This is a genomic window from Castellaniella sp., assembly GCF_049671645.1.
Lineage (GTDB): Bacteria > Pseudomonadota > Gammaproteobacteria > Burkholderiales > Burkholderiaceae_B > Castellaniella.
This window is the reverse complement of record NZ_JBATVG010000001.1, coordinates 17058-39366: the sequence shown is the minus strand read 5'-3', so window position 1 is coordinate 39366 and position 22309 is coordinate 17058. Positions and strand designations below refer to the sequence as shown.

16 protein-coding genes and 2 pseudogenes are annotated in these 22309 nt (G+C 65.2%); 4 read left to right on the top strand and 14 right to left on the bottom strand.

Annotation, left to right across the window (positions count from 1 at the left end):
• Window positions 1-310, top strand: a pseudogene (locus WBG56_RS00170) (methyl-accepting chemotaxis protein); the annotation flags it as partial.
• A 47-nt stretch (window positions 311-357) separates the two neighbouring features.
• On the opposite strand, the gene cphA (WBG56_RS00165) reads toward WBG56_RS00170, so the two are convergent.
• Window positions 358-2937, bottom strand: a complete 2580-nt coding sequence (cphA, locus tag WBG56_RS00165; RefSeq protein ID WP_424264545.1) for a cyanophycin synthetase — start codon at window positions 2935-2937, stop codon at window positions 358-360.
• A gap of 18 nt (window positions 2938-2955) precedes the next feature.
• Window positions 2956-5091: pseudogene (gene cphA / locus WBG56_RS00160) on the bottom strand (cyanophycin synthetase); the annotation flags it as partial.
• Between the two features lie 234 nt (window positions 5092-5325).
• Between cphA (WBG56_RS00160) and WBG56_RS00155 the strand changes: the two are divergent.
• Together WBG56_RS00155 and WBG56_RS00150 are read left to right on the top strand one after the other, a co-directional pair.
• Window positions 5326-7575, top strand: a complete 2250-nt coding sequence (locus WBG56_RS00155) for an ABC transporter ATP-binding protein (RefSeq protein ID WP_424264544.1) — start codon at window positions 5326-5328, stop codon at window positions 7573-7575.
• Window positions 7559-8134 carry a DUF1854 domain-containing protein gene (locus WBG56_RS00150; protein WP_424264543.1) on the top strand — a complete coding sequence of 192 codons (576 nt, stop codon included), beginning with the start codon at window positions 7559-7561 and terminating at the stop codon, window positions 8132-8134. Before WBG56_RS00155 ends, WBG56_RS00150 begins: the two co-directional genes overlap by 17 nt.
• A gap of 65 nt (window positions 8135-8199) precedes the next feature.
• On the opposite strand, the gene WBG56_RS00145 is transcribed toward WBG56_RS00150, so the two are convergent.
• From WBG56_RS00145 to WBG56_RS00135, 3 genes are all read right to left on the bottom strand, one after another.
• Complete coding sequence (locus WBG56_RS00145) at window positions 8200-9399, bottom strand: hypothetical protein (protein WP_424264542.1); 1200 nt, start codon at window positions 9397-9399, stop codon at window positions 8200-8202.
• A 60-nt stretch (window positions 9400-9459) separates the two neighbouring features.
• A complete protein-coding gene (locus WBG56_RS00140) occupies window positions 9460-9648 on the bottom strand; it encodes a YqaE/Pmp3 family membrane protein (RefSeq protein ID WP_424264541.1) in 189 nt (62 codons plus the stop codon).
• 153 nt (window positions 9649-9801) lie between these two features.
• Window positions 9802-10131 carry a YegP family protein gene (locus WBG56_RS00135; RefSeq protein WP_424264540.1) on the bottom strand — a complete coding sequence of 110 codons (330 nt, stop codon included), beginning with the start codon at window positions 10129-10131 and terminating at the stop codon, window positions 9802-9804.
• A 140-nt stretch (window positions 10132-10271) separates the two neighbouring features.
• Here WBG56_RS00135 and WBG56_RS00130 point away from each other — a divergent pair, with 140 nt between their 5' ends.
• Entirely contained in the window at window positions 10272-11255 is a 984-nt protein-coding gene (locus WBG56_RS00130) for a DUF4105 domain-containing protein (protein WP_424264539.1), read from the top strand.
• Between the two features lie 30 nt (window positions 11256-11285).
• Here the strand turns inward: WBG56_RS00130 and WBG56_RS00125 are convergent, their stop codons facing one another.
• The 9 genes from WBG56_RS00125 to WBG56_RS00085 form a co-directional block, all read right to left on the bottom strand.
• Complete coding sequence (locus WBG56_RS00125; RefSeq protein WP_424264538.1) at window positions 11286-11813, bottom strand: cupin domain-containing protein; 528 nt, start codon at window positions 11811-11813, stop codon at window positions 11286-11288.
• Window positions 11814-11885: 72 nt separating this feature from the next.
• Window positions 11886-12260, bottom strand: coding sequence for a two pore domain potassium channel family protein (locus WBG56_RS00120; protein ID WP_424264537.1), 375 nt, complete (start codon window positions 12258-12260; stop codon window positions 11886-11888).
• A 137-nt stretch (window positions 12261-12397) separates the two neighbouring features.
• Window positions 12398-13672 carry a sugar transferase gene (locus tag WBG56_RS00115; protein WP_424264536.1) on the bottom strand — a complete coding sequence of 425 codons (1275 nt, stop codon included), beginning with the start codon at window positions 13670-13672 and terminating at the stop codon, window positions 12398-12400.
• A 328-nt stretch (window positions 13673-14000) separates the two neighbouring features.
• Window positions 14001-16379, bottom strand: a complete 2379-nt coding sequence (locus WBG56_RS00110; protein WP_424264535.1) for an exopolysaccharide biosynthesis polyprenyl glycosylphosphotransferase — start codon at window positions 16377-16379, stop codon at window positions 14001-14003.
• Window positions 16380-16810: 431 nt separating this feature from the next.
• Window positions 16811-17932, bottom strand: coding sequence for a glycosyltransferase family 4 protein (locus tag WBG56_RS00105; RefSeq protein WP_424264534.1), 1122 nt, complete (start codon window positions 17930-17932; stop codon window positions 16811-16813).
• Window positions 17929-18729, bottom strand: a complete 801-nt coding sequence (locus WBG56_RS00100) for a glycosyltransferase family 2 protein (RefSeq protein WP_424264533.1) — start codon at window positions 18727-18729, stop codon at window positions 17929-17931. Before WBG56_RS00100 ends, WBG56_RS00105 begins: the two co-directional genes overlap by 4 nt.
• Window positions 18723-19820, bottom strand: coding sequence for a glycosyltransferase (locus WBG56_RS00095; RefSeq protein ID WP_424264532.1), 1098 nt, complete (start codon window positions 19818-19820; stop codon window positions 18723-18725). The genes WBG56_RS00100 and WBG56_RS00095 overlap by 7 nt, the downstream gene beginning before the upstream one ends.
• A 25-nt stretch (window positions 19821-19845) precedes the next feature.
• On the bottom strand, window positions 19846-21138 hold the full coding sequence (locus WBG56_RS00090; protein WP_424264531.1) for an oligosaccharide flippase family protein: 1293 nt from the start codon (window positions 21136-21138) through the stop codon (window positions 19846-19848).
• Window positions 21114-22208: a hypothetical protein gene (locus WBG56_RS00085; RefSeq protein ID WP_424264530.1), complete on the bottom strand. Its 1095-nt coding sequence runs from the start codon at window positions 22206-22208 to the stop codon at window positions 21114-21116. Before WBG56_RS00085 ends, WBG56_RS00090 begins: the two co-directional genes overlap by 25 nt.
• Between the last annotated feature and the right edge of the window lie 101 nt (window positions 22209-22309).

Sequence of the window (22309 nt, the reverse complement as noted above, 5' to 3'; positions counted from 1 at the left end):
CGACATCATGGGCGAGATCAACGCCGCCAACCGCGAGCAGACCACCGGCATCGAGGAAATCAATTCCGCCATCACGCAGATGGACGACGTCACCCGGCAAAACGCCAGCCTCGTGGAGGAATCCGCCACAGCCGCCGGCAGCCTGCAGGAGCAGGCCGACACCCTGGCCCAGTTGGTGGCCACCTTCAACCTGGGCGCCGAAGACGATGCGCCCGCCTCCAGCCAGGCGGGCGACGCGCTGCGACTGGCCGACGATACGGCCCAGGCCCAGCCATCGACCGCCCCGCGCCTGCTGGCGGCCCCCGCTTGAGGCGGGTCGGTCCAGGGCGGCATCCCCGCCGCCCTGGACCGACGCCGTTACGCCACTGCCTGCGCCTGGGTGCGCCGGCCGATGTGGGCCAGGGCCTCTTCGACCTGATCGATCAGCACCAGACACAGATCGCCGGGCTCCAGCGCGTCCAGCGCCGTGTCAATGGCCAGGAATTCGCCGCGGATCTCTTCCAGGCGGCTGGCGCGACGGGCGCCTGACAGCCCCTGGCGCAAGAGCGCCAGGACCTCGCCGTCCTCGCGGCCGCGCTGACACTGGTCCTGGTACAGGACCACCGTATCGAACACGTCGCCCAGGATTTCCGTCTGGCGGCGGATATCCTGGTCACGGCGGTCCCCCGCCCCGCTGATCACCACAGTGCGGCGTTTGGCCGGCAGCGCTTCCACCGCATCGACCAGGGCCAGCATCGCATCGGGGTTGTGGCCGTAGTCGGCGATCACCATGGCGCCCCGGTAGTCGAACACATTGAAGCGCCCCGGCACGGTGGCCGCATCATTGACGAAGGATGCCAGCCCCGCCTGGATCTGCACCCAGTCCAGGCCCAGCCCCCACGCCGCGGCAGCCGCCGCCATGGCGTTTTCCACCTGGAACGGCAAGGCGCCCCCGCGCGTCAGCGGCACGGTGGACAATTGGATGCGGGTTTCGGTGCCGCCCTGGAAAAACACCAGATCGCCCTGGTCCACGAACACCACCCTGCCCCCCTGGGCCCGGTGGGTTTCGATCAGGGGATGGCGGGCATCGCGGGCAAAATACGTGACCTGCCCGGGGCAACTGGCCGCCATGCCGGCGACGACGGGATCCTGGGCATTGAGCACCGCCATGCCCGACGGCGACACATTCTCGACGATCACGCGCTTGACCACCGCCAGGTCTTCCACCGTGCGGATGTAGTTCAAGCCCAGATGGTCGCCGATGCCGAGATTTGTCACCACGGCCACATCGCAGCGGTCGAAGCCCAACCCCTCGCGCAGGATGCCGCCCCGGGCCGTCTCGAACACCGCCATGTCCACGTCCGGGTGCAGCAGCACATTGCGCGCGCTGCGCGGCCCGCTGCAATCCCCGGTGTCGATGCGCCGGGCGCCCACGTAGACCCCGTCGGAATTCGTCATGCCCACGCACACCCCCGGCCGGGCGCACAGATGCGCGAGCAGCCGCACGGTCGTGGTCTTGCCGTTGGTGCCCGTGACCGCCACGACCGGAATGCGGCCGTCCTCGCCGGGTCCGTACAGCGTATCCACCATGGCCGCGCCCACGTCGCGCCCCGTGCCATAGGACGGCGTCAGGTGCATGCGCAGGCCCGGCGCGGCGTTGACCTCGACGATGCAGCCGGTGTCCGGCGTCAGCGGCCGGTACACGTCCTGCGCCACGAGATCGATGCCGCAGACATCCAGCCCCACCATGCCGGCGGCCATCACGGCGCTGGCGGCCAGTTCCGGGTGGACTTGTTCCGTCACGTCCGTCGCAGTCCCGCCCGTGCTGAGATTGGCATTGTTGCGCAACACCACGCACACGCCCTGGGCCGGCACGGAATCCGCCTGATAGCCCTGGCCGGCCAGGGTATTGAGCGCCGTTTCATCCAGTTGGATGCGGGTCAGCGAGGTGCCGTGGCCTTCGCCGCGCAAGGGGTCCTGATTGATCAGATCCACCAACTGGCTGATGCTGTGCGCGCCGTCGCCCACCACCTGGGGGGGATCCCGCCGCGCCGCCGCCACCAGACGGTCGCCCACCACCAGCAGACGGAAGTCATGCCCGGGGAAATAGCGCTCCACGATCACGCTGGATCCATGCTCGCACGCCACCGCATAGGCCGCCAGCACCTGCTCGCGCCCCTGCACATTGCAGGCCACGCCCTTGCCCTGGTTGCCGTCCAGCGGCTTGACCACCACGGGTCCGCCGATTTCCTGGGCCGCCCGCCAGGCATCATCGGCATCGGCCACCACGCGGCCTTGCGGCACGGACACGCCGGCGGCGGCCAGCAGCGATTTGGTCAGCGCCTTGTCCTGGGCGATGGCCTCGCCGATGGCGCTGCTGGCATCGGTCTCCGCCGCCTGAATGCGGCGCTGGCGGCGCCCCCAGCCAAACTGCACCAGGCTGCCTTCGGTCAGCCGGCGATAAGGGATGCCGCGACGCACGGCCGCCTGCACAATGGCGCCGGTGCTGGGGCCCAAGCGCACGTCCTCGTACAGGGCCTTCAGTTGCGCGACGGCATCCGCCAGGTCGAAAGGCTGATCCTGCAAAGCCGCGTGACACAGCACGCAGGCCAGGTCAAAGGCCAGCCGACCGACGGATTCCTCGGCGTATTCGATCACGACCTGGTATTCCCCCGGCGCCTGGGTCGCGGCCGTGCGGCGGAACGCCACCGGGCAGCCGGCCACCGCCTGCAGGCTCAGCGCCGCGCCCGCCAGCACGTGGGCCAGGGAATGATCGCTTGCCTGTCCGGCAGGACGCTGGATGTCGATTTCGGGGAAGCGGACACGCAGGCGCGTCTCGAACGCATCCAGATCGTCGATCGCGCATTCGCCGTCCGCGCAGGATACGACCGCCTCGATCGCCGTCTGCCGGCACCACACGTTCGGCCCGCGCAAAGCGCGGATTCGGGAGACTTCCATCTTGTATTACCTCGCTACCCAGGTGCGCAGTCCTACCCGGATGTGTTCAATGTCCAGGCCCAGCGCCCAGACGGACCCAAGGGCAGCCAGCACGCTGGCCAGATCGTCCTGCAACGGCGAGACAGCCGGATCGGACAGATCCGCCACCGGAATTTCCACGCCTTTTTCCACCAGCACCAGACTGCCGTCACGCACGAAAACCGCCCGCCCGCCCGTGGCCAGGTGGGCCGTCAGGGCCTCGCCCTGGGGCTGTACGCCATACAGAGTGACGCTGCCGTCGCACAAGGGCGCCAGGCCGACCGCCAGCGCGTCGTCGGCATTGAGCACGGCCGTCCCGCCCGACAGGACCACGTCCACCTGGGTGCGAAAGACGCGTTGCAGATGTTCCGGTTCTTCCATGTGGAATTCGGGCCAGGTCAGGCCGGGATCGATGCCTGTCACCACGCCCACCTGGCAGCGGTCGTAGGCCAGGCCCTCGCCCAGGATCATGCGCCCGCCGTTTTCAAGCACGGCATAGTCCACAGCCCGGTTCATCAGCAGCCGGCGTCCGGCATCCCAGTGAGCGCCATCCGCGGCGCTGATCTGCTGCCGACCCAGAAACAGGCCATCGGCCGACGCCTGGCCCACGACCTTGCCCGTCAGCTGCAGCAAATGGGCGATCAATCGCACCACCGGCGTCAGGCCCCGGCTGCCGCTGACCCCGATCACCGGGATCCGCCCGTCCTCGGGGGCGGGGAACAGATCGTCGATGACGGCCTGCCCCACCGGACGCGGCTGTCCTCTGGCGGGCCTCAGATGCATCAGCAGCCCCGGGCCGGCATTGACCTCGACGATGGCGCCCTGCTGTTCGATCAGCGGCCGGGAGATATCGCGCGCGACCAGGTCGATGCCGGCGATGTCCAGGCCCACCACCCGCGCCGCCAGCGCCACATGCTCAGCCACGTCCGGATGCACCGCGTCCGTGACGTCGATCGACACATTGCCGCTGCGCTGAATCATGACGGCGCGGCCCCGTTCGGGCACCGCATCCCCGTTCAGGCCCTGGCGGTCGAGCTCCAGCCGGGCGGCGGAATCCAGGCGCACGACGTTCAGCGGATGATCCTCGTCGCGCCCGCGCCGGGGATCGGAATTCAATTGGGATTCGATGAGCTGCAGCACGGTCGACGCGCCGTCGCCCACCACCATGGCGGCTTCGCCCCGGGCGGCGGCCACCAGCTTGCCGCCGACCACCAGCAGGCGGTGCTCGTCGCCCTCGATGAAGCGTTCCACCATCACGCCGCTGCCTTCATCCACGGCCACGGCATAGGCGGCCTCGATCTGGGCCTGGGTGTTCAGGCAGGTAAAGACGCCCCGGCCGTGGTTGCCGTCGGACGGCTTGACCACCACGGGCAGGCCGATGTCCTGGGCGGCTTCCCAGGCCTGGGCGGCATCGGCCACCAGCCGGCCTTCGGGCACCGGCACGCCGCAGGCCTGCAAGAGCTGGCGGGTCAGGTCCTTATCGCGGGAAATGCCTTCGGCGATGGCGCTGGTGCGGCTGGTTTCCGCCGTCCAGATGCGGCGCTGGCGGGCGCCATAGCCCAATTGCAAGAGGTTCGCATCGCTCAGGCGGATGGCGGGAATGTCGCGATCGTCGGCGGCGTCCACGATGCAGGCCGTGCTGGGCCCCAGCCCCAGCGATTCCGCCAGATCCTTCAGGCGGTCCACCGCGCCGGCCACGTCGAACGGCCGGTCTTCGATGGCGGCCATCACCAGGTCGCGGGCGGCATACAGCGCCTCGCGCGTCAGGGTTTCATACCAGGCCCGCAGGATGACTTTGTAGACGCCGCGCAGGGACGTTTCCCGCGCCCGCCCCAGGCCGCCGGGCATGCCCGCCAGACTTTGCAATTCCAGGGTGACGTGTTCCAGGATATGCGCCGGCCAGGTGCCTTCGCGCACGCGCTGCAGAAACCCGCCGCGTTCGCCGATGCTGCAGCGGTGCTCGATCAGCGAAGGCAGCCAGGCGCTCAGGCGCTCGTACAGCCCGGGGATGACGTTGGAGGGATAGTCTTCCAGATCATGGATATCCACGATCGCTTCAATGACGGGGCGATAGGCCCAGATGTTCGGCCCCCGCAGATACACCATATTGAGAATCTCAATATTCTTGTTTTCCATGAGCGAACCATGTCAAAAGGGTCTGGCCGGGGGGCCGAGCGCCGCCGGATCCGGGCGCCTTGATCACGCCGCAGTCGGACAACGGCACACATCATAATCTTGCGCCGTTGCGCCGCACAGAAAAACTGTTGACGATTGTGACGCGGACGCAACGGTACGCGCATGCTCGCCCCGATTCCGATCTATATTCCTGCTGTCCGACAGATCTTCCGATCCCTTCCCAGTCCATCATCCATGCAGGGCCCCATTCTTGAATCCTCGGCGACGGATGCCTGCCCGCCCGGCCTGCCCGCCGCATGGCATGACACGCTATCGGCCCAGTTGGCGGCGGATGAGCACCTGCTGGGCTGGCTGCCGCTGAACCTGGACAGCCAGCTGCAGTATGCCGACAGCCTGCTGGTCCTGACCGACCGCCGCTGGCTGTTCTGCGGCGCCGACTCGCAATCCTGCCGGTCCTGGCCGCTGCGGCCGGACCTGCACCTGAAGCTGCAGGATCACGCCGGCGTAGGCAGCCTGGAGCTGGTGGACGAACATGCCCGGCTGACGCGCTGGCGCTACACGCTGGACCATCATCCCCAGGCGCTGCGACTGCTGGCCCGCCACGAAGCCCTGCGCCAGCCCTCGGGCGATTCCCCGCCCGAGCCCGCCGCGGACATCGCCGCCAGAGACACGCAACCGCCCCGGGCCAGCTCGCTGTTTCGCCTGTGGCGCTTTGCGCGCCCCTACCGCCGGCAACTGAGCATCGGGCTGGCCCTGACGCTGATTTCCACCGGCGCGTCGCTGGTGCCGCCGTACCTGACCATGCCGCTGATGGACGACGTGCTGATCCCCTTCCAGAACGGCGAACCGATCCACTGGGACCTGGTGACGCTGTACCTGAGCGGGCTGCTGGCCTCGTCCCTGGTCGCCTGGGGACTGGGCTGGGGACGCAGCGCCATCCTGGCCTGGGTCAGCGAGCGCATCGGCGCCGATCTGCGCACCAGCACCTACCAGCACCTGCAGCAGCTGTCGCTGCAGTACTTCGGCGGCAAGCGCACGGGCGATCTGATGGCCCGCATCGGCTCCGAGTCCGACCGCATCTGCCTGTTCCTGTCGCTGCACCTGCTGGATTTTTTCACCGATATCCTGATGATCGTCATGACGGCGGCCATCCTGATGTCCATCGACCCCTGGCTGGCGCTGGCGACCCTGGCGCCGCTGCCCATCATCCTGTGGATGATCCACTGGGTGCGCGACCGTCTGCGCCACGGCTTTGAAAAAGCCGACCGCGTCTGGTCGGAAATCACCAATGTGCTGGCCGACACGATCCCCGGCATCCGCGTGGTCAAGGCCTTCGCCCAGGAAAAGCGCGAAGTCGCGCGCTTTCGCGAGGCCAACGACCGCAACCTGGTCATCAACGACAAGGTCAACGCCCTGTGGTCGCTGTTCACCCCCACCGTCACCCTGTTGACGGAACTGGGCCTGCTGGTGGTCTGGGTGTTCGGCATCTGGCTGGTGTCGCGCCAGGCGATCACGGTCGGGGTGCTGACGGCCTTCCTGGCCTACATCAGCCGGTTCTACGTGCGCCTGGATTCCATGAGCCGCATCGTGTCCGTCACCCAGCGGGCCGCGGCGGGCGCGAAACGCATCTTCGACATCCTGGATCACGTGTCCAGCGTGCCTGAACCCGTCGATCCCCGCCCCATGAACCGGATCCAGGGCCACATCGAATTGAGCCGCATCGGCTTTCGCTACGGCAACCGCAGCGTGATCCAGGACCTGAGCCTGGATATCGCCCCCGGCGAGATGGTCGGGCTGGTGGGCCACAGCGGGTCGGGGAAAAGCACGCTGGTGAACCTGATCTGCCGGTTCTACGACGTATCCCAGGGCGCCATCCGCCTGGACGGCGTTGACATCCGCCAGTACGCGATCAGCGATTACCGGCGCCACATCGGCCTGGTGCTGCAGGAACCGTTCCTGTTCTACGGCAGCGTGGCCGAGAACATCGCCTACGGCCGCCCCGAGGCCAGCCGCGCGGACATCATCGCCGCCGCCCGCGCCGCCCACGCGCACGAATTCATCCTGCGCCTGCCGCATGGCTACGATTCGCTGGTGGGCGAACGGGGCCAGGCCCTGTCCGGGGGCGAGCGCCAGCGCATTTCCATCGCCCGCGCCATCCTGATCGATCCGCCGATCCTGATCCTGGACGAGGCGACCTCGTCGGTGGACACCGCCACGGAAAACGAGATCCAGAAAGCTCTGGACAATCTGGTCAAGGGCCGCACCACGATTTCCATCGCCCACCGCCTGAGCACGCTGCGCGAAGCCGACCGCCTGGTCGTGATGGACAGCGGCCGCATCGTCGAGATCGGCCGCCATGACGAACTGCTGGCCCGCGAGGGCGCCTACGCGCGGCTGTATCAGGCGCAGTTGCAGGGCGCGCTGCCGCCATCGCGCGCCGCCGAACACCCTGCCCGAGAGGCCGACGATGATTCCGATTCCTGAGCACAGCGCACCGCCGGCCGCCGGCCCCGGGGCTGGCGACACCGCCGCGCGGGGTCCGGGAGACGCGCACTCGCAGCCGGCCGCCGGGATGCCGCGTCCGGTGGATTTCACGCTATCCCGGGACAATTTCGGCCGGCTGCTGCTGTCGCGGGCCGGCCAGCCGGACGTGATCGTGACCCCCGTGCGCAGCTTTCCGATCAGCGCCCCGGACGAAAGCATTTCGCTGGTGGACGCCCAGGCCCAGGAACAGGCCTGGGTGGACCGCCTGCAGGACCTGCCCGACAGCCCGCAGCGCCTGATCGCCGAAGACCTGGCCCAGCGGGACTTCAAGCCCGAAATCCTGCGCATCCGCCGGGCATCGAGCTGGGCCACGCCCAGCCGCTGGGACATCGACACGGACCGCGGCCCCACCGTGCTGACCCTGAAAAGCGAAGACGACATCCGCCGCCTGTCGGCCAGCACGCTCTTGATCGCGGATGCCTGCGGCGTGCATTTCCTGGTCCGCGACCTGACGGCGCTGGACCGTGCCAGCCGGAAGATCCTGGACCGGTTTCTATAGGCCGGGAAACGCGCCGAACCAGGCTTCTATCCAGAGTTTCGCCCGGACCACCGGGCGGGACCCGGCTACCCCTGCGAAACCTGGAAGGCCAGATCGAAGGTCCCGGGCCGGACGCAGCGCACGGCTTCGCGGGACGCGTCGATGCAGCCGCCCTGGTCGTAGACGCCCGCCGGGTCGCGCAAGCGCATCATGCGGTCGAGCACCTGGTTCGTCGCCAAGGGGTCGGCCAACGTCCCGGCCACGCGGGCCTCGACGATGGATTCGTCCATCCAGATCCGGGGAGCGGGGGCTGCCGGAGCGCCCGGATCGACAACCGCATCCTGGCGCAATCCATGCCGCCAATGGTAGATCTCGACGCATTTGTAAGTCAGGGTATAGGGCTGGCCGGGCTTCCAGAAATTGGTGAAATGCCCTTGCCCCAGGTAGAACACCCAGGACCCCTCGTAGCCCTCGACATTGGCGGAAGGTTCGTGCGGGTTGCGAAACCACAAGCGGTCGCCCGGCACGTAATACCGGGGCGGCAGCGGCGCCTGCAGCGATCCGTATTCGTGCAGGAAGGCATCGTGAAACGGACCGGACTGGATGGCCTTGCGCTGCCACTGGGCTTGCAACGCGGCCAGCGCCGCCGGGTTGCTGATCCGCAGTTCCTGCGCCAGCGCCAACAGCAGCACATATTCGGTCGCGCGATAACAGGAAAAGGAATACAAGCGCCCGGACACGTCCGGCCACAGCGTCTGTTCCAGGGAAGGGATCAGATCGTGCCCCGGCAGCAGGATGAAACCGGTGGCTTCCGACCAGCGCCAGCAGTCCGGGCGTTCCGCCTGTTCCGTGTCGAACGCCAGCACGGTGCGCCGCCCGGCCTGCACGATGAAACGTCGCAAGCGCACGGCGGACTGCCATTCTTCCAGACTGGGGAAATCGAAGGACACGGGGGACAGCAGCAGCGCCGCCAGGATCTCGGCATCCAGGTCGCGGTCGCTCTCGTCGGGGGAAAGCCGCAGCGCCTGCGCCAAACCGATGGTGTCCAGGTCCGTGGCCGGCGGCCACGACAGCCGGAACCGCTGCCAGGGCCCCTCATCGGCGCCGGCATCCTGAACGATCAGATCGCCCAGGCCATGGTCCGACAGCCAACGCCTGCAGCGCGCCTGATCGTCATCGGACCAGACGCCGCGAATGCGTACACCGGCGATGGCGATGCCGGGATCCAGAACGGCGGCGGACACATCCATTGACGCCGAAGCGGCCAGGGCAGTCGAAACAGACATCGGCATGATCCCACCTGACAGGGAAAAATCCAGTGGATGATTCTACTGCCGGAAAGCCTCTTAGCGGCCCAGCGCCTTTTCGATCTTTTTATCGGTGTTGTACTGACTGAGCGCGTACACGGCCCAGATTGCCGCGGGGATCCAGCCGATCAGGGTGATCTGCAGGATCAGGCAGATGATTCCCGCCAGGGGACGGCCGATGGTGAAGAAAGCCAGCCAGGGCAGCAGCAGGGCGATGAGCAGGCGCATGTCGCGATCCTGTGTGGGTTGAAAGGGGCTAGTGTAATTCACGCCCGACGGCCCCAGGGCCGGATACGACGCCATCTTTCAGGCCTCGGAATCCGACCTCGGGCCGGCCCCCGGCCGCCACTGAACCTGCGGGGGCGCGGCTGGACGACGGAATCAGGTCTGGTCTTGCACGACCGCCGTCGGGCCGTTCGTCTTGACCGATTCAATGCCCTTGTCCCGCGCGGCTGTCGTGGGGTACATCTCGCTGCTGCCGATGATTTCGCCGTTGCTCGCGGTCAGATTGAAATAGTGCGAACCATCCTTGGCTGTCAGCCGCCCATACCGCGCGTCGCTGGGGGAATTTTTTCGGACGGATTCGATCCCCCCCAGCGCCGACGCCTTGCTGGCATACCGCTGGCTGGACAGAATGACCTGGTGATTGCCGGATCTGAGGTTGAACAGGAATTTGTCACCGCTGGACTTCAGAATGTATTCACCGCTCATGGTTTTGACTCCAAGTCGCGCGGACGCGGAATACGCCCGCAGGGGGATGCAGCCAGGAAACTATACCGCGAAAGCAAAACGGTCCCGAAGAACCCCGATACACTAGGACCGCACACGCCCCCGGGATCTACGCCACCCTCATGCCCCTCCTGACCCACAGCCTGTTGTCCCTCGTCCTGCTGCCGGCCCTGGCCTGGGGGCTGGCCGCGCTCTGGATCCAGGCGCCCGGCGGGCATTGGCTGCGGCTGGTCTGGATGGGGCTGTGGGCGGCCAGCGTGTGCGCGGGACTGGCGTCCCTATGGATCCAGCACCGCTATGCCGTGCCGGCCCGCTGGGCATTGGCCGCGGCCGCCGTGCTCCTGGCAGGCTGGTGGATCAGCCTGACGCCATCGAACCACCGGGACTGGGCCGACGACGTGGCCCGCAGCCTGACCGGCAGCGCCCAGGGGGCCGTGGTCACACTGCACAACGTCCGCAATTTCGACTGGCGCAGCACGACCGACTACACGGTCCGCTGGCAGGACGCGTCCTACAACCTGGACACCTTGCAGTCCGTGGACATGGCCCTGTCCTACTGGATGGGGCCGGCCATCGCCCACACCCTGGTGTCCTTCGGCTTCGCGGATGGACGCCACCTGGTGTTTTCCGTGGAAATCCGCAAGGAGCGCCACGAATCCTTTTCCACCGTCGGCGGGTTTTTCAAGCAATTCGAACGCAGCATCGTCGCCGCGGAAGAGCGCGACATCCTGTACGTGCGCGCCGGCCCGCGCGGCGAACGGCTTTTTCTGTACCCCATCCGCATGCCCCAGGCCGCGATGCGCCAGCTCTTCCTGGCCTATGTGGACAGCGCCAACCGCCTGGCCGACACGCCGAAGTTCTACAACACCGTGACAGCCAACTGCACGACCCTGGTCTACGACATGGTCCGGCCTATCGTCCCCGGCCTGCCGATGGACATCCGCCTGATCCTGTCGGGGTACCTGCCGGAATACCTGTACCGGCATGGCGGCCTGGACACCCGCCAACCGCTGGACGTCTTGCGCGCGCGGGCGGACATCACTCAGCGCGCGGCCCAGGCCGGGCCGGCGGCGGATTTCTCGCAACGGATCCGGCAAGCGGATTAAGAAGCAGAAGTCGCCCCCTGCGGAGGCGGGTCACCCATCGGATACCTGGGCATCGGCGGGACCCGCCAGCAATCGGCGGACCCAGTCGCCATGGCGACCAATGACATCCGCCAGATCCGCCTCGCCCGCCAGCTGAAAACCGGAAAACTCGAAACCAGGCGCGACCACGCAGCCTGCCAGCACGAAGTCGTCGGGGTCGGCCAGTTTCGCCGCGAACCAGCAACCCGCCGGAACCGCCGCCTGGTACACGGCTCCGGGCTGCGTCAATGGGTCGCCCAAGCGATGCGTCCGCAAGCCGCCATCGGGCAGCACGACATGCAGATCCAGCAAGCCGCCCGCGTGAAAACACCAGATTTCATCGGCATCGATGCGATGCCAGGCCGAATACGCGCCCTGCGCCAGCAGGTAATAGATCGACGTCCCGGCGCTACGTTGCGCCCCCAGGAACGGCACCTGCAAGCCGGAACGAAAGACCTCGCGGTAATGACCGCCTTCCGGGTGCGGCTGCAGGTCCAGCGCGGCGATCAGGGCGCGGAAAGATGTGCGATGGGTCGGCATCACTGAATCAAACCTTCATTTCCTCAGGTGGATTTTCCTGCCGCTGCCCGAGTCGCCCCGGTCATGGCGGTCTCAGCCGTCCGTCTCGTCCAGGTGGAATTTATGCATGATGCGATGCGCGATCGGCGCCAGCACGACGCCCAGCGTCGCCATCACCACCAGGCCGACGAAGAAGCCATAGACGGCGGAAAAGATCTTGCCCCCGGACGATTCCGGCATCACATAGGTGCCGATTCCGCCGATGACGAAGGCGGCATTCATCAGGGCGTCGTGCCAGCTATGGCCGCCGAACCACCGGTGGCCCAGCGCGCCCGCCACCAAGGTGGCGCTCACCAGCAGCAGGGCATAAACCGCGTGCACGGCCAGGCGGCGGCGGAAATGCGCGGGAGGCAGCATGGGTTCGTTGCGGGATTCGTACACGGGAAGCGCCCCTTTTTTATGGATCATGGACACGCCAACGCCAGGCGGTCTGGCCAGCCGGGGATCCGCCTGAACTGAGTTCAGTGACAGTCTACCCAATCTGAGGGGCCGTGATTGGTTGGATACGTGGGCAAGCTGGCTTGAAGCCGCTGCATCGGTTGCCGCTACCGCGCGCCCCACCCCGTCAGCACGATACGCACCGTCTTGAACACGATCAGAATATCCAGCCACAGCGAAAAGTGCTTGATGTAGTAGAAATCGTGCTGGATCTTCACACGAGTCGCATCGGCGTCGCCCGCATAGCCCTGCATCACCTGCGCCCAGCCGGTGATCCCCGGGCGTACCACATGACGGTAGATGTAGAACGGGATCTCGGCGTCGAACTGGTCCACGAACACCCTCTGCTCCGGGCGCGGCCCGATCAGGCTCATGTCGCCCTTCAATACGTTCCACAACTGGGGCAACTCGTCCAAGCGCGTCTTGCGAATGAAGGCCCCCACCCGCGTAATGCGATCGTCGCCGTCGCGGGCCAGACGTGCGCCATCGGATTCAGCGTCCACACGCATACTGCGGAATTTGTAGATGCGGAAATCTCGATTACCCAGGCCCACGCGGTTCTGCACGAACACCGCCGAACCAGGGCTGTCCAGGCGGATGGCCAGCGCCGTGGCCACCATCAGCGGCAACGCCACCGGCAGGATCACTAGCACCGCCACAATATCGATCAGCCGCTTGCTCACCGTATACAGGGGCGATGGCAGCAGGGTGCCAACCTCGTTTTCAGACAGGTGATCGATGCGCACCCGGCCGCTCAGACCCTCCATCACTTGCCGCACATGAAACACCGGGATATGGGCCAGAATGCAATGAGCCAGGAAGCGTTCCCATTCCGGGGTCATGTTCGATCCGCGCAAGTCCGCCACTACGGCGTCGTAGCGCACCCCCTGCAAATCGGGCTGCATCAAATGGCGGATCTCCAGGTTCGGCTCCGACTGCAGGGTACAGGGCGGATCCATGGGCAGCACGGCCAGCTTCACCCTCCGGTAGCGGCGCCCCACGAAATACCCTGCATAGCACCACAACAGGCTCAAGCCATAGGCCACCAGCAGCACTGATCGCGAATAGTCGCTGCGGGTGAAAAACAGCCCTGCGAACGCCATCAGAAAAACCCCGCTAACGACTGGTGCAATATAGGCAATGATGCTGCCTCCGGAAAACCGGGACAGGCGGCGAAGCACCAGGATCACCAGCAGGAACGACAGCGCCACCACCCACAAGGTGTTGATCCGCGCCAAATCCAAACGCTCCCAGAACTGCAAACCCCAAAACCAGCACGCAGGCACCAGCAGCACAACTCCCAGACCTGCCACCAACTGAAAAGGGGCCCCCAGTAGTACAAGCTCGTGCCAGCGAGAATGCCGCCGTTCAATGGCGTGCATAGGTGTTTCCGTGGAAGACTGCCGTTCCTGCATGCGCTCCGACCTTATGATCACAATCCGGGCGTTGCGCTCTAACGCAACACCCATACCGTCAGGTGGTCATTCACATGGCGCACCTCCGAGCCTCCTTCAACCAGAAAACGGCAGCTCCCGTGCTCACAATGAATTCCAGATCCTGGATAAGCCGGATCATAGCTCGAACTGGCTTCTCGCCAAAACTCCAGCCTTAATTGCCTCCCCTAATGAGGAAGCTTATCCGAACCTAATTTGAATTGAATCAGAACCTGTCCATTCAGGCTGATACATTGTCGCGAAGCCGCGCACGTAGCTACCGAGCACCCCAGCCTGTCAGCACGATCCTGACCGTTCTGAAGACAACCAGGATATCCAGCCACAGCGAAAAATGCTTGATGTAGTAGAAATCGTGCTGGATCTTCACACGAGTCGCATCGGCGTCGCCCGCATAGCCCTGCATCACCTGCGCCCAACCTGTGATGCCCGGGCGCACGACGAGGCGATAGATATAGAACGGGATCTCGGCGTCGAACTGGTCCACGAACACCCTCTGCTCCGGGCGCGGCCCGATCAGGCTCATGTCGCCCTTCAATACGTTCCACAACTGGGGCAACTCGTCCAAGCGCGTCTTGCGGATAAAGCATCCAACCCGCGTGATACGTTCATCGCCATCGCAGGCTAGGCGCGCCCCCTCCAATTCAGCATCCACAACCATGCTGCGAAACTTGTAGATCAGAAAATCCCGCCCGCCCAGGCCCACGCGGCTCTGCACGAACAACGCCGGACCGGGGCTATCCAGGCGGATTGCCAGCGCCGTCAGGAGCATCAGAGGGACCGCTACCGGAACAACCATCAAGGTTCCGGCGATGTCAATCATGCGTTTGCACACGGAATACAGAGGTGACGGCAGCAGAGAACCGACGTCGTTCTCGGACAGATGCTCGATTTCGACCCGACCGGTCAGGTTTTCGCGCATCTGGCGGACATGGAATACCGGGACGTGCGACAGGATGCACTGAGCCAGGAACCGCTCCCAATCCGGGCTCAGGCCATCAGCATCCAGATCGGCGACAACCGCATCGTATCGAATTCCTGCCAAATCAGGCTCGGTAAGCTGCCGAACTTCCAAATTGTGTCGTGGCTGGATCGCCAATACTTCGCCTAGCGGCACCACCGCTAGCTTCAGTTTTCGATACCGTCGTCCGACAAGATACGCTCCATAACACCAGGCTAGCGTAGCAGCATAGGCTAGCAACAGAATCGGCCGAGAATAGGCGCTGCGGCTGAAGAATAGGGCAGCGAACGCTACAAGGAACACCCCAGTCACAACCGGCGCAATATGAGCGATGATCGCGCCACCTGAGAACTGTCCCAGGCGCCGCAAGGTCAGGATAATGACCAAAAAAGACAGGCTGACGGCAAGCAGCGTATTGACTCTGACAGAGTCCATGTGCTGCCAGAACGGCCAGCCCCAGCCTAGAATCGATGGCAGGACAGCAACCGCCAGCAAGCCCGCCACCACTTGGAAAGGCCCACCCAACAAAACATACTCATACCAACGGGAATGCCGCCGTTCATAGCAGCCAAGCGCCTCCAGCTGCCCAGACGAACCCATGTCAACTGCTTTGCCTCCTTGCATCACCGGCAGCCAGGCAAACGCCAACATCACGATCAGGTACCCCCATTCCGACATCTCGGACGAAAAAGTATGCAGCATCAGGCTGGCTAAATAGGCCAGGGCTGCGCCTGCCGCCGCAACGACGAAATATACATCTTCTGTACTGTGTGCCCTGCTGCGTAGCACCCGAATGATCGGCAGAACAGCCGCCAGGATGAATCCCAGCATGCCTGCAAGACCCAGCACGCCGAAATCCGCCAAAGCACCCAAATATGCGTTATGGACCTGCATGACCACGCCGTACCCTGGATCCATGGCGGTAGAGCCAAAGCCACAGCCCAGAGGCCAGCAATCTGCCGCTCGGTCGATCCCGTTTTCCAGCAACCTGACTCGTTCGGGATCACCACTACCCAGGCGGGTCGTGGTGATAGGTTCAACCGCTATTTCCATCATGGCCTCGGCCTTCCCGCCGAAAAAGCCATTAGCGCCAGCAGTCTGGGCCGACAGCAAGCCGGCAGAACCATGGCTCAGATACCCAATGCCTGTGCTGAACAGCAGCAAGCCGAATAAGGCCGGCACACACACAGCCACCGTCGGCTTCATACCCGACAAGGTACGCCAGTCACGACGCCAGGCCAGCAACAGGACGAACGCAAGGACAGTCAGCCCAAGCACAAGCATCCCCGTCCGCGTCCCGTCTATCACGACCAGAAACACGCACCCAGCCACTGCCAGACCATTCACAGCCCACCGCAGTGGCCGAACTACCATATCAGCCAAAAGCAACGGCACGAAAAATGCCCCGGCCTTCCAGATCACCCCAGGCCACGCCAGGAAACTACCCTCACGTACCGCCCCCCCCAGGGCGATGTAATAGCCTCTTGGCAACGCCTTAGACACTAAAAACACCAGCACTACGGCCGCCACAACCCAGCGCAGAATGGCAACCCGATCACTCCACCCCAGATCCGCGACCAGCCGCCAAGCGATGCAGCAACATAGCCCGATGATGGCGATCTTGACGCCGTGATGCAGAGTGATGGCGCTGTGATTGGCCCAGGCTGACAGCACCATTCCCAGCACCAGCAACGCATATGAGCCCCAGACAGATATAGGTGGCATCGGGCGATCTACACCGGGCGCATGGACTGGCCAAGTTATGCTTATCGTCGCCAGACACCAGGCAGCCCACAACACCCAATACCCCAAGGGGGTCACTACATCACGCAAGCTTCCCAGCGCGGCCAGGAGCAAACCCAGCGCCAACAACGATGATATCGAAAACCCACGACGATGAACCATTGACAAGATAAAGCCTCATAGCAACCTCCTATATCCTATGGGTCACTGCGAGAGTCATATGTAATAGGTTCATGTATTTCTAATCAGTTTGCCTCGAAAAATTTAAAATCAATTAAAAACATTTAGCCAAACTCGTCTGCTCACAGTATCGACCACAGAAGGCACGCTCAAATATGTCCCAAGATCATCTAGGTCTTGCCCGATCACTCCCACAACCAAGCTGCTAACGTTTCGTTGATCTTTCGCACATCAAAACGCTCCTCGGCCATCCGGCGGCTGGCTCTGCCCATGGACGAAATCAGGCCGGGATCGTCCAGAAACTTCAACATGGCGTCCGCCAGGGCGCCCGCATCACGCGCCGGCACGAGATATCCATTGATCCCGTCGCTGACCGTTTCGCGGCAGCCGGGCACATCCGTGGTGATCACCGGACGCCCCATCGCCATGGCCTCCTGGGTGCTCAGGGGCACGCCCTCGCGATACGAGGGCAGGACAAACACGCTAGCGCGTTCCATCCACGGCCGCACCGGCACATGCCCCGGCCATTCCACAATGCCTTCATCCACCCAGCCCTGTACCTGCGCCCGACTCAATCCGCCCGGATTGGAGTCCAGGCCGCCCAACAGCACAAACCGCGATTGCGGGCATCGGTTCCGGACCAGGCGCGCGGCAGCCACATACTCCACGATGCCCTTCTCGCGCAGCAAACGAGCCACCAGCACGAAACCGACCGGGTCGAGAGCTGGCGGCGCTTCCCGCCAAACCTGCAGATCGACACCGATGCCACCCAACAGCACCGACCGTTCCCGAGCCACCAGGCCCCGATCGATGAATTCCCGCTGATCATCCGGATTCAGGAATACGACCCGATGCGCCCGCCCCAGCGCCACGCGATACAGCACTTCCACCACCCGGCGCAGGACGCGACGGCGCCACCCGAGGCGGCCGCCCGACTGCGTAAACACATAACCCGCGCCCTCGACCATGGCCACGCGCCGGGGAACCCCGACCAGCCATGCCGCCAGCGTCCCGTACACCATCGGTTTGGTGGAAAACGCGAACGCCACATCCGGCGCCAGACGCCGCAGGATCAGGACCAGCCCGATAACGTCCACCAAGTCGCGCAGGGGATTCATGCCGGTGCGCTGCAGCCGGTAATCGACCGGTTCCGCGCCCAGTTCGACCAGCCTGGCACGGGTCGCCGCATCGTAGTCCGGCGCCAGGCAGAAAACCGTCACGCCGGCGGCCGCCAGATCACGAATCAGGCGACCCCGGAAGTTCAACAGATCCACCGCATGGTGGGACACGATAGCCAGCCGCTTCATACGACGGGGCGCGAGCGTTCAGCCGCTTTCAGCGCGCAATAGACCAGACACTGCAGACTGCGAAGCGCGGCCTTGATCCTGCCTGACCAGCGTGGCTCCCGGCCGATCTGCGCGGCGTAGAACAAGAGGAAACCGCCGGGGTTGCGCCGCAGGTGAGTCCGGAAATTCCGGGTGTAGCCATCGTCCAGGTATTCGCACAGATAGATCACCCGATCCAGATAGAACCGGATCGGCCCCCGGTCGCCGATCTGGTTCCAGATGTAGAGCTCGGGCACGAATCGTTCCCCCGGGACGATCGGAAACGGCAGATCCGCCATGACGTCCCGGCGGAACACATAGGCCAGGTCGCCCTGAACCTTGCGACCCGCCTGGCTGGGCGTTCCCACCCAAGGCGACGGCGTCGCGCTGCAGGGCTGGCCCAGCAGGCGCCCGCCCAGGTCCGCCTTGCGGAAACACACGCCGACCACGGATTCCGGCGCGTCCGCGGCTTCTGCCACGCACTCCACCGCCTCGGCCATCAGACAGTCATCGCTGTCGACGATGAAGATCCAATCCCCCCGCGCCGCGCGGACCCCGGCATTGATGGCCGCATGCTTGCCGCCATTCGGCTGCCGCAGGACCCGGACCGGGAACTCAGCCCGCGCCTGGCAGGCCAGGCCCCACGATTCCGTCTCATCCTCGCTCCCGTCATCGACGATCAGCCATTCGAAGTCCTGCCGGCTCTGCCCGCACAGGCTTTCGTACAGCCGGGGCAGGGTATGACGGCGGTTGTACGTCGGCGTCAGGATGGTCAGCATTCGATTCCCCTTTGATAGAGTTCCAGCCAGGCATCGACGACGCGCTCGATGTCCAGCCGTTCCTCGGCCTGCCGCCGCGCCGACGCCGTCATCGCTGCCGCCCGCGCGACATCCATCGAAAACGCCTCGGCCAGGCCGCGCGCCAACGCCGGCTCGTCGCCGACGGGCACGAGGATTCCCGTGCCATTCATGACCTCGGCCACTCCGCCCGCATCGGTCGCCACCACCGGCGTCCCGGATGCCATCGCCTCGGCCACCACCAGCCCGAACCCTTCGAACAGGGAGGGCAGCACAAACACGTCGGCGGCGCGCATCAGATCAGGCACATCCCGCCGCGCCCCTAGAAAAACCACCCGATCCCCCAGCCCCTGGGCAGCGCACTGTCGCTGCAGCGCCTCGCGCAAGGGGCCGTCCCCCGCGATCCAGAGATCGACATCCGGGCGGAGCTCCACCAGTTGCGCAAAAGCGCGCAGCAGACCCGCGTGATTCTTTTCCTCGGCCAAGCGCCCCACCGACAGCAGCAGGCGCCTGTCAGGCCGGGGAAAGAGCCGCTGCCGGGATTGCGTCCTGAGATCGGGCGCATTGGAGAACGCTTGCAGATCGATGCCATTGAGCATCGGCAGCATCCGCCCCCGGGGCGCCGCTCCCGCACGCTCGAAAGCCTCGACCGCCTCGCGGCTGACATGGGTGAAGGCATCCCCCAGGCGATCCGTCAGGCGATAGGCCAGCATCACGGCCCGACCGCCTTCCACCGTGCTGTGGGCCGTGCAGACCAGGCGGGGCATGCGAACGCCCAGACGGACCCCACGGGCGATCAGGTTCGCATGAACCATGTGACTGTGCACCACGTCCGGCCGCCATCGACGCACCAGGCGCCTCAATCGCAGGCAGCCCCGCAGCACGCCAAGCGGCGTCTTGCTGACATGCAGGGGATACAGTTCAACCGCACGGCTGGGACGCACGCCGACGGAGCCCGTCAAATAGGCGATGATCACGTCATGCCCCCGGGCCGCCAGACGGTCGGCAAGACTGACCACCTGACATTCGGCCCCGCCCAGCAGCAGCCCCGTGGTGACCATCAGGATCCTCACTGCGATCCCCCTGCGCGCGTCCGGTTCATTCCACGCCCTCCGCGCCCTGCCGCAGCAGGGCCGCCGTCATGACAAGCATCACCACCAGCAGCGCCGCTTCCCCCCCCACCAGGCCGACAGCCATTCCCAGACCGCCGTAAGGAAACGACAAACCCGTCCCGCAGACGACCGCCAGGACTGAAAACGCTGAAATCACGTAGCTGACGGGCTTGGCCCGGCCGGCGGGAATCAACAGCACCATCGCAATGCTCTGATTGACGATGCGCAAAGGCACCAGCCCGATCAACACATAATAGATTGCCAGGGAGCCCCCAAAACCCGTCCCCAGCAGGGCATCCAGCACCCAGGGGCCCAGCCAAGCGCCCAGCCCCGCGCCCGCCAGGGCCAAGGCGCCGATCGCCGCCAACACTGCCAGGGGCGCCCGGAACGCCCCTTGGCCGCCTCCGGCCTCAAGATGCCTGGAAAAAACCGGAAACACCGCCGACAGAAAAGGCATGGCCAGGCTGGTCATGCCCTTGATCAATTTCTCGGGAGGCGCGAATTCGCCCACCGACCGCTTCCCGGCGCTCAACCCCAGGAAGACGGGGATGGCCGACATCGCCAGATTGCTGGCGCTGCGATAGACGAAAAAGTGAAACCCTTCGCGGATCTGGCGGCGGGCGCCCCGAAAATCCCAACGGATCGGCCCGACCTCGCGACGGCACCACCCGGTCGTCAGGCAGGTATTGAGCAGGGGAGGAATCGCCAGGATGGGCAGGGACAGCAGGAAATCCTGCGGCGCGCGGACCAGGATCGCCAGTACGCCCAGGCCACACACACGCAGACCCACATCCAGGAACGCCGGCCCAGCCATTCGTTCCCGCCCCTGGAAATACCACATAGGGCTGAAACCGAAGGCCAGGAAATAGGCCAGCACGAATGCCAGCAAGGCAGCGTTGTCCAGATAGGCGTCCAGCAATCCCATGACCCACGCCACGCACAGCACCCCCGCCAGAGGAGCCGCCAGCAGGACTTTGGCCAGGAACACCTGGGAAAACAGACGATTCAAGGCTTCCAGGCGCCCGCGCGCCAGCGCGGCCTGCTGCGCGGCATTGATGTTGAAGCCGTATTCCACCAGCAGGGACGCCGTCAGCGCCAGCGCCTGGCAGAACAGGATCTGCCCATAAAGCGACGCCCCCAAGGCCCGGGCCAGAATCGGGATTTCGAAGACCGGGACCAGGAAGGAAACCAGTTGGACGACGTACAAGGCGCCCGCATTGCGCGCAACCCGGCCCCGGATGGAACCGCCTTCCATCAGGCGTTCTCGAGGGGGGCCCACGCAAACGCCAGCATGAGGATCAGGTAGCCCCACTCCGACATCTCGGTCGTGAACGTATTGAGCATCAACGCCATGCCGTAGGCCAGGGCGGAGCCCGCCGCCGCCACGGTGAAACAGACCTGCGCATCCTTCGCGCCTCGGCGCAGCACGTTCCGGATCGGCAGCCATGCCGCCATCAGGAAACCCAGCATGCCCGCCAGGCCCAGCACACCGAAATCCCCCAGCGCGGCCAGATAGGCGTTGTGGACCACCATCCACGCCCCCGTGCCGATATCCGTGCCCATCGCCTCGAAGCCGCAGCCCAGCGGCAGACAGGCGCTTACCTGCGCCAGGCTTGCCCGCAGCAGCTTGACGCGCGCGGGATCCCCCGCGCCGATGCGGGTCTCGAACGTCCGATCCAGGGCGCCTTCCAGGACACGCGCCGGTTCAACCGCCGCAGCGGAGACGCCACTCGAAGCACCGCCCGCCGCGGCTCCCCCGGCCCAGAGTTTGCCCGCCCCCAGGTTCGCGCCCGTGTTGAGCAACTGCAGGAGCAGCAACAGGGCAAGCGCCGCCCCAAGCCACCGGAACCGGCGGCGAGCCAAACCCCAATCGCCCCGCCAGACCAGAAAAGCGAGAAAACCCACAGCGGTCGCCCCCAGCAGCAGCAAGCCTGTGCGGCTGCCGTCGATCAGCACCAGAAAGACACAGGCGGCGACCATCAGACCGCTCCTGGCCCAAGCTCTGGGGGTTTCGATGGCATCCGCCAGAAACACCGGCAGAAAAAAGGCTCCCGCTTTCCACAGCACCCCGTAAACCGCCAGGAAGCTGCCCTCGCGAGGGCCATCGATCAACACTTGCCCGGTAGGATTCCAGACCTTGGATACGGCTAGGCTGACGAGCACCAGCCCGATCGCCCAACTCATCGCCACGACGAGCCGACGCCAGCCCAGTTGCAAAGCCAGGCGCCACATCGCCACGAACATGCCTGTGATCACCGCGATCTTCATTGCCTGATACGCAGAGGCCCAGTCCCGATTGACAGCGGCGGCAATGATCATTCCCAGCCACAGGGCGACATAGGAACCCATGATCCATACAGGTAGCCTGGGAGCCTTATGGTCCCTGTCGGCGTGGCGCACTGCAATGAGCGTCGCCACGACCCAAGCCCCCCAAGCAGCCCAGTACCCCA

Bases quoted from the DNA above. Each gene is read 5' to 3' on its own strand.
- cphA (WP_424264545.1), bottom strand. From the start codon at position 2,937: ATGGAAGTCTCCCGAATCCGCGCTTTGCGCGGGCCGAACGTGTGGTGC.
- WBG56_RS00155 (WP_424264544.1), top strand. From the start codon at position 5,326: ATGCAGGGCCCCATTCTTGAATCCTCGGCGACGGATGCCTGCCCGCCC.
- WBG56_RS00150 (WP_424264543.1), top strand. From the start codon at position 7,559: ATGATTCCGATTCCTGAGCACAGCGCACCGCCGGCCGCCGGCCCCGGG.
- WBG56_RS00145 (WP_424264542.1), bottom strand. From the start codon at position 9,399: ATGTCTGTTTCGACTGCCCTGGCCGCTTCGGCGTCAATGGATGTGTCC.
- WBG56_RS00140 (WP_424264541.1), bottom strand. From the start codon at position 9,648: ATGCGCCTGCTCATCGCCCTGCTGCTGCCCTGGCTGGCTTTCTTCACC.
- WBG56_RS00135 (WP_424264540.1), bottom strand. From the start codon at position 10,131: ATGAGCGGTGAATACATTCTGAAGTCCAGCGGTGACAAATTCCTGTTC.
- WBG56_RS00130 (WP_424264539.1), top strand. From the start codon at position 10,272: ATGCCCCTCCTGACCCACAGCCTGTTGTCCCTCGTCCTGCTGCCGGCC.
- WBG56_RS00125 (WP_424264538.1), bottom strand. From the start codon at position 11,813: ATGCCGACCCATCGCACATCTTTCCGCGCCCTGATCGCCGCGCTGGAC.
- WBG56_RS00120 (WP_424264537.1), bottom strand. From the start codon at position 12,260: ATGATCCATAAAAAAGGGGCGCTTCCCGTGTACGAATCCCGCAACGAA.
- WBG56_RS00115 (WP_424264536.1), bottom strand. From the start codon at position 13,672: ATGCACGCCATTGAACGGCGGCATTCTCGCTGGCACGAGCTTGTACTA.
- WBG56_RS00110 (WP_424264535.1), bottom strand. From the start codon at position 16,379: ATGGTGCTGTCAGCCTGGGCCAATCACAGCGCCATCACTCTGCATCAC.
- WBG56_RS00105 (WP_424264534.1), bottom strand. From the start codon at position 17,932: ATGAAGCGGCTGGCTATCGTGTCCCACCATGCGGTGGATCTGTTGAAC.
- WBG56_RS00100 (WP_424264533.1), bottom strand. From the start codon at position 18,729: ATGCTGACCATCCTGACGCCGACGTACAACCGCCGTCATACCCTGCCC.
- WBG56_RS00085 (WP_424264530.1), bottom strand. From the start codon at position 22,208: ATGGGTTCCTATGTCGCCCTGTGGCTGGGAATGATCATTGCCGCCGCT.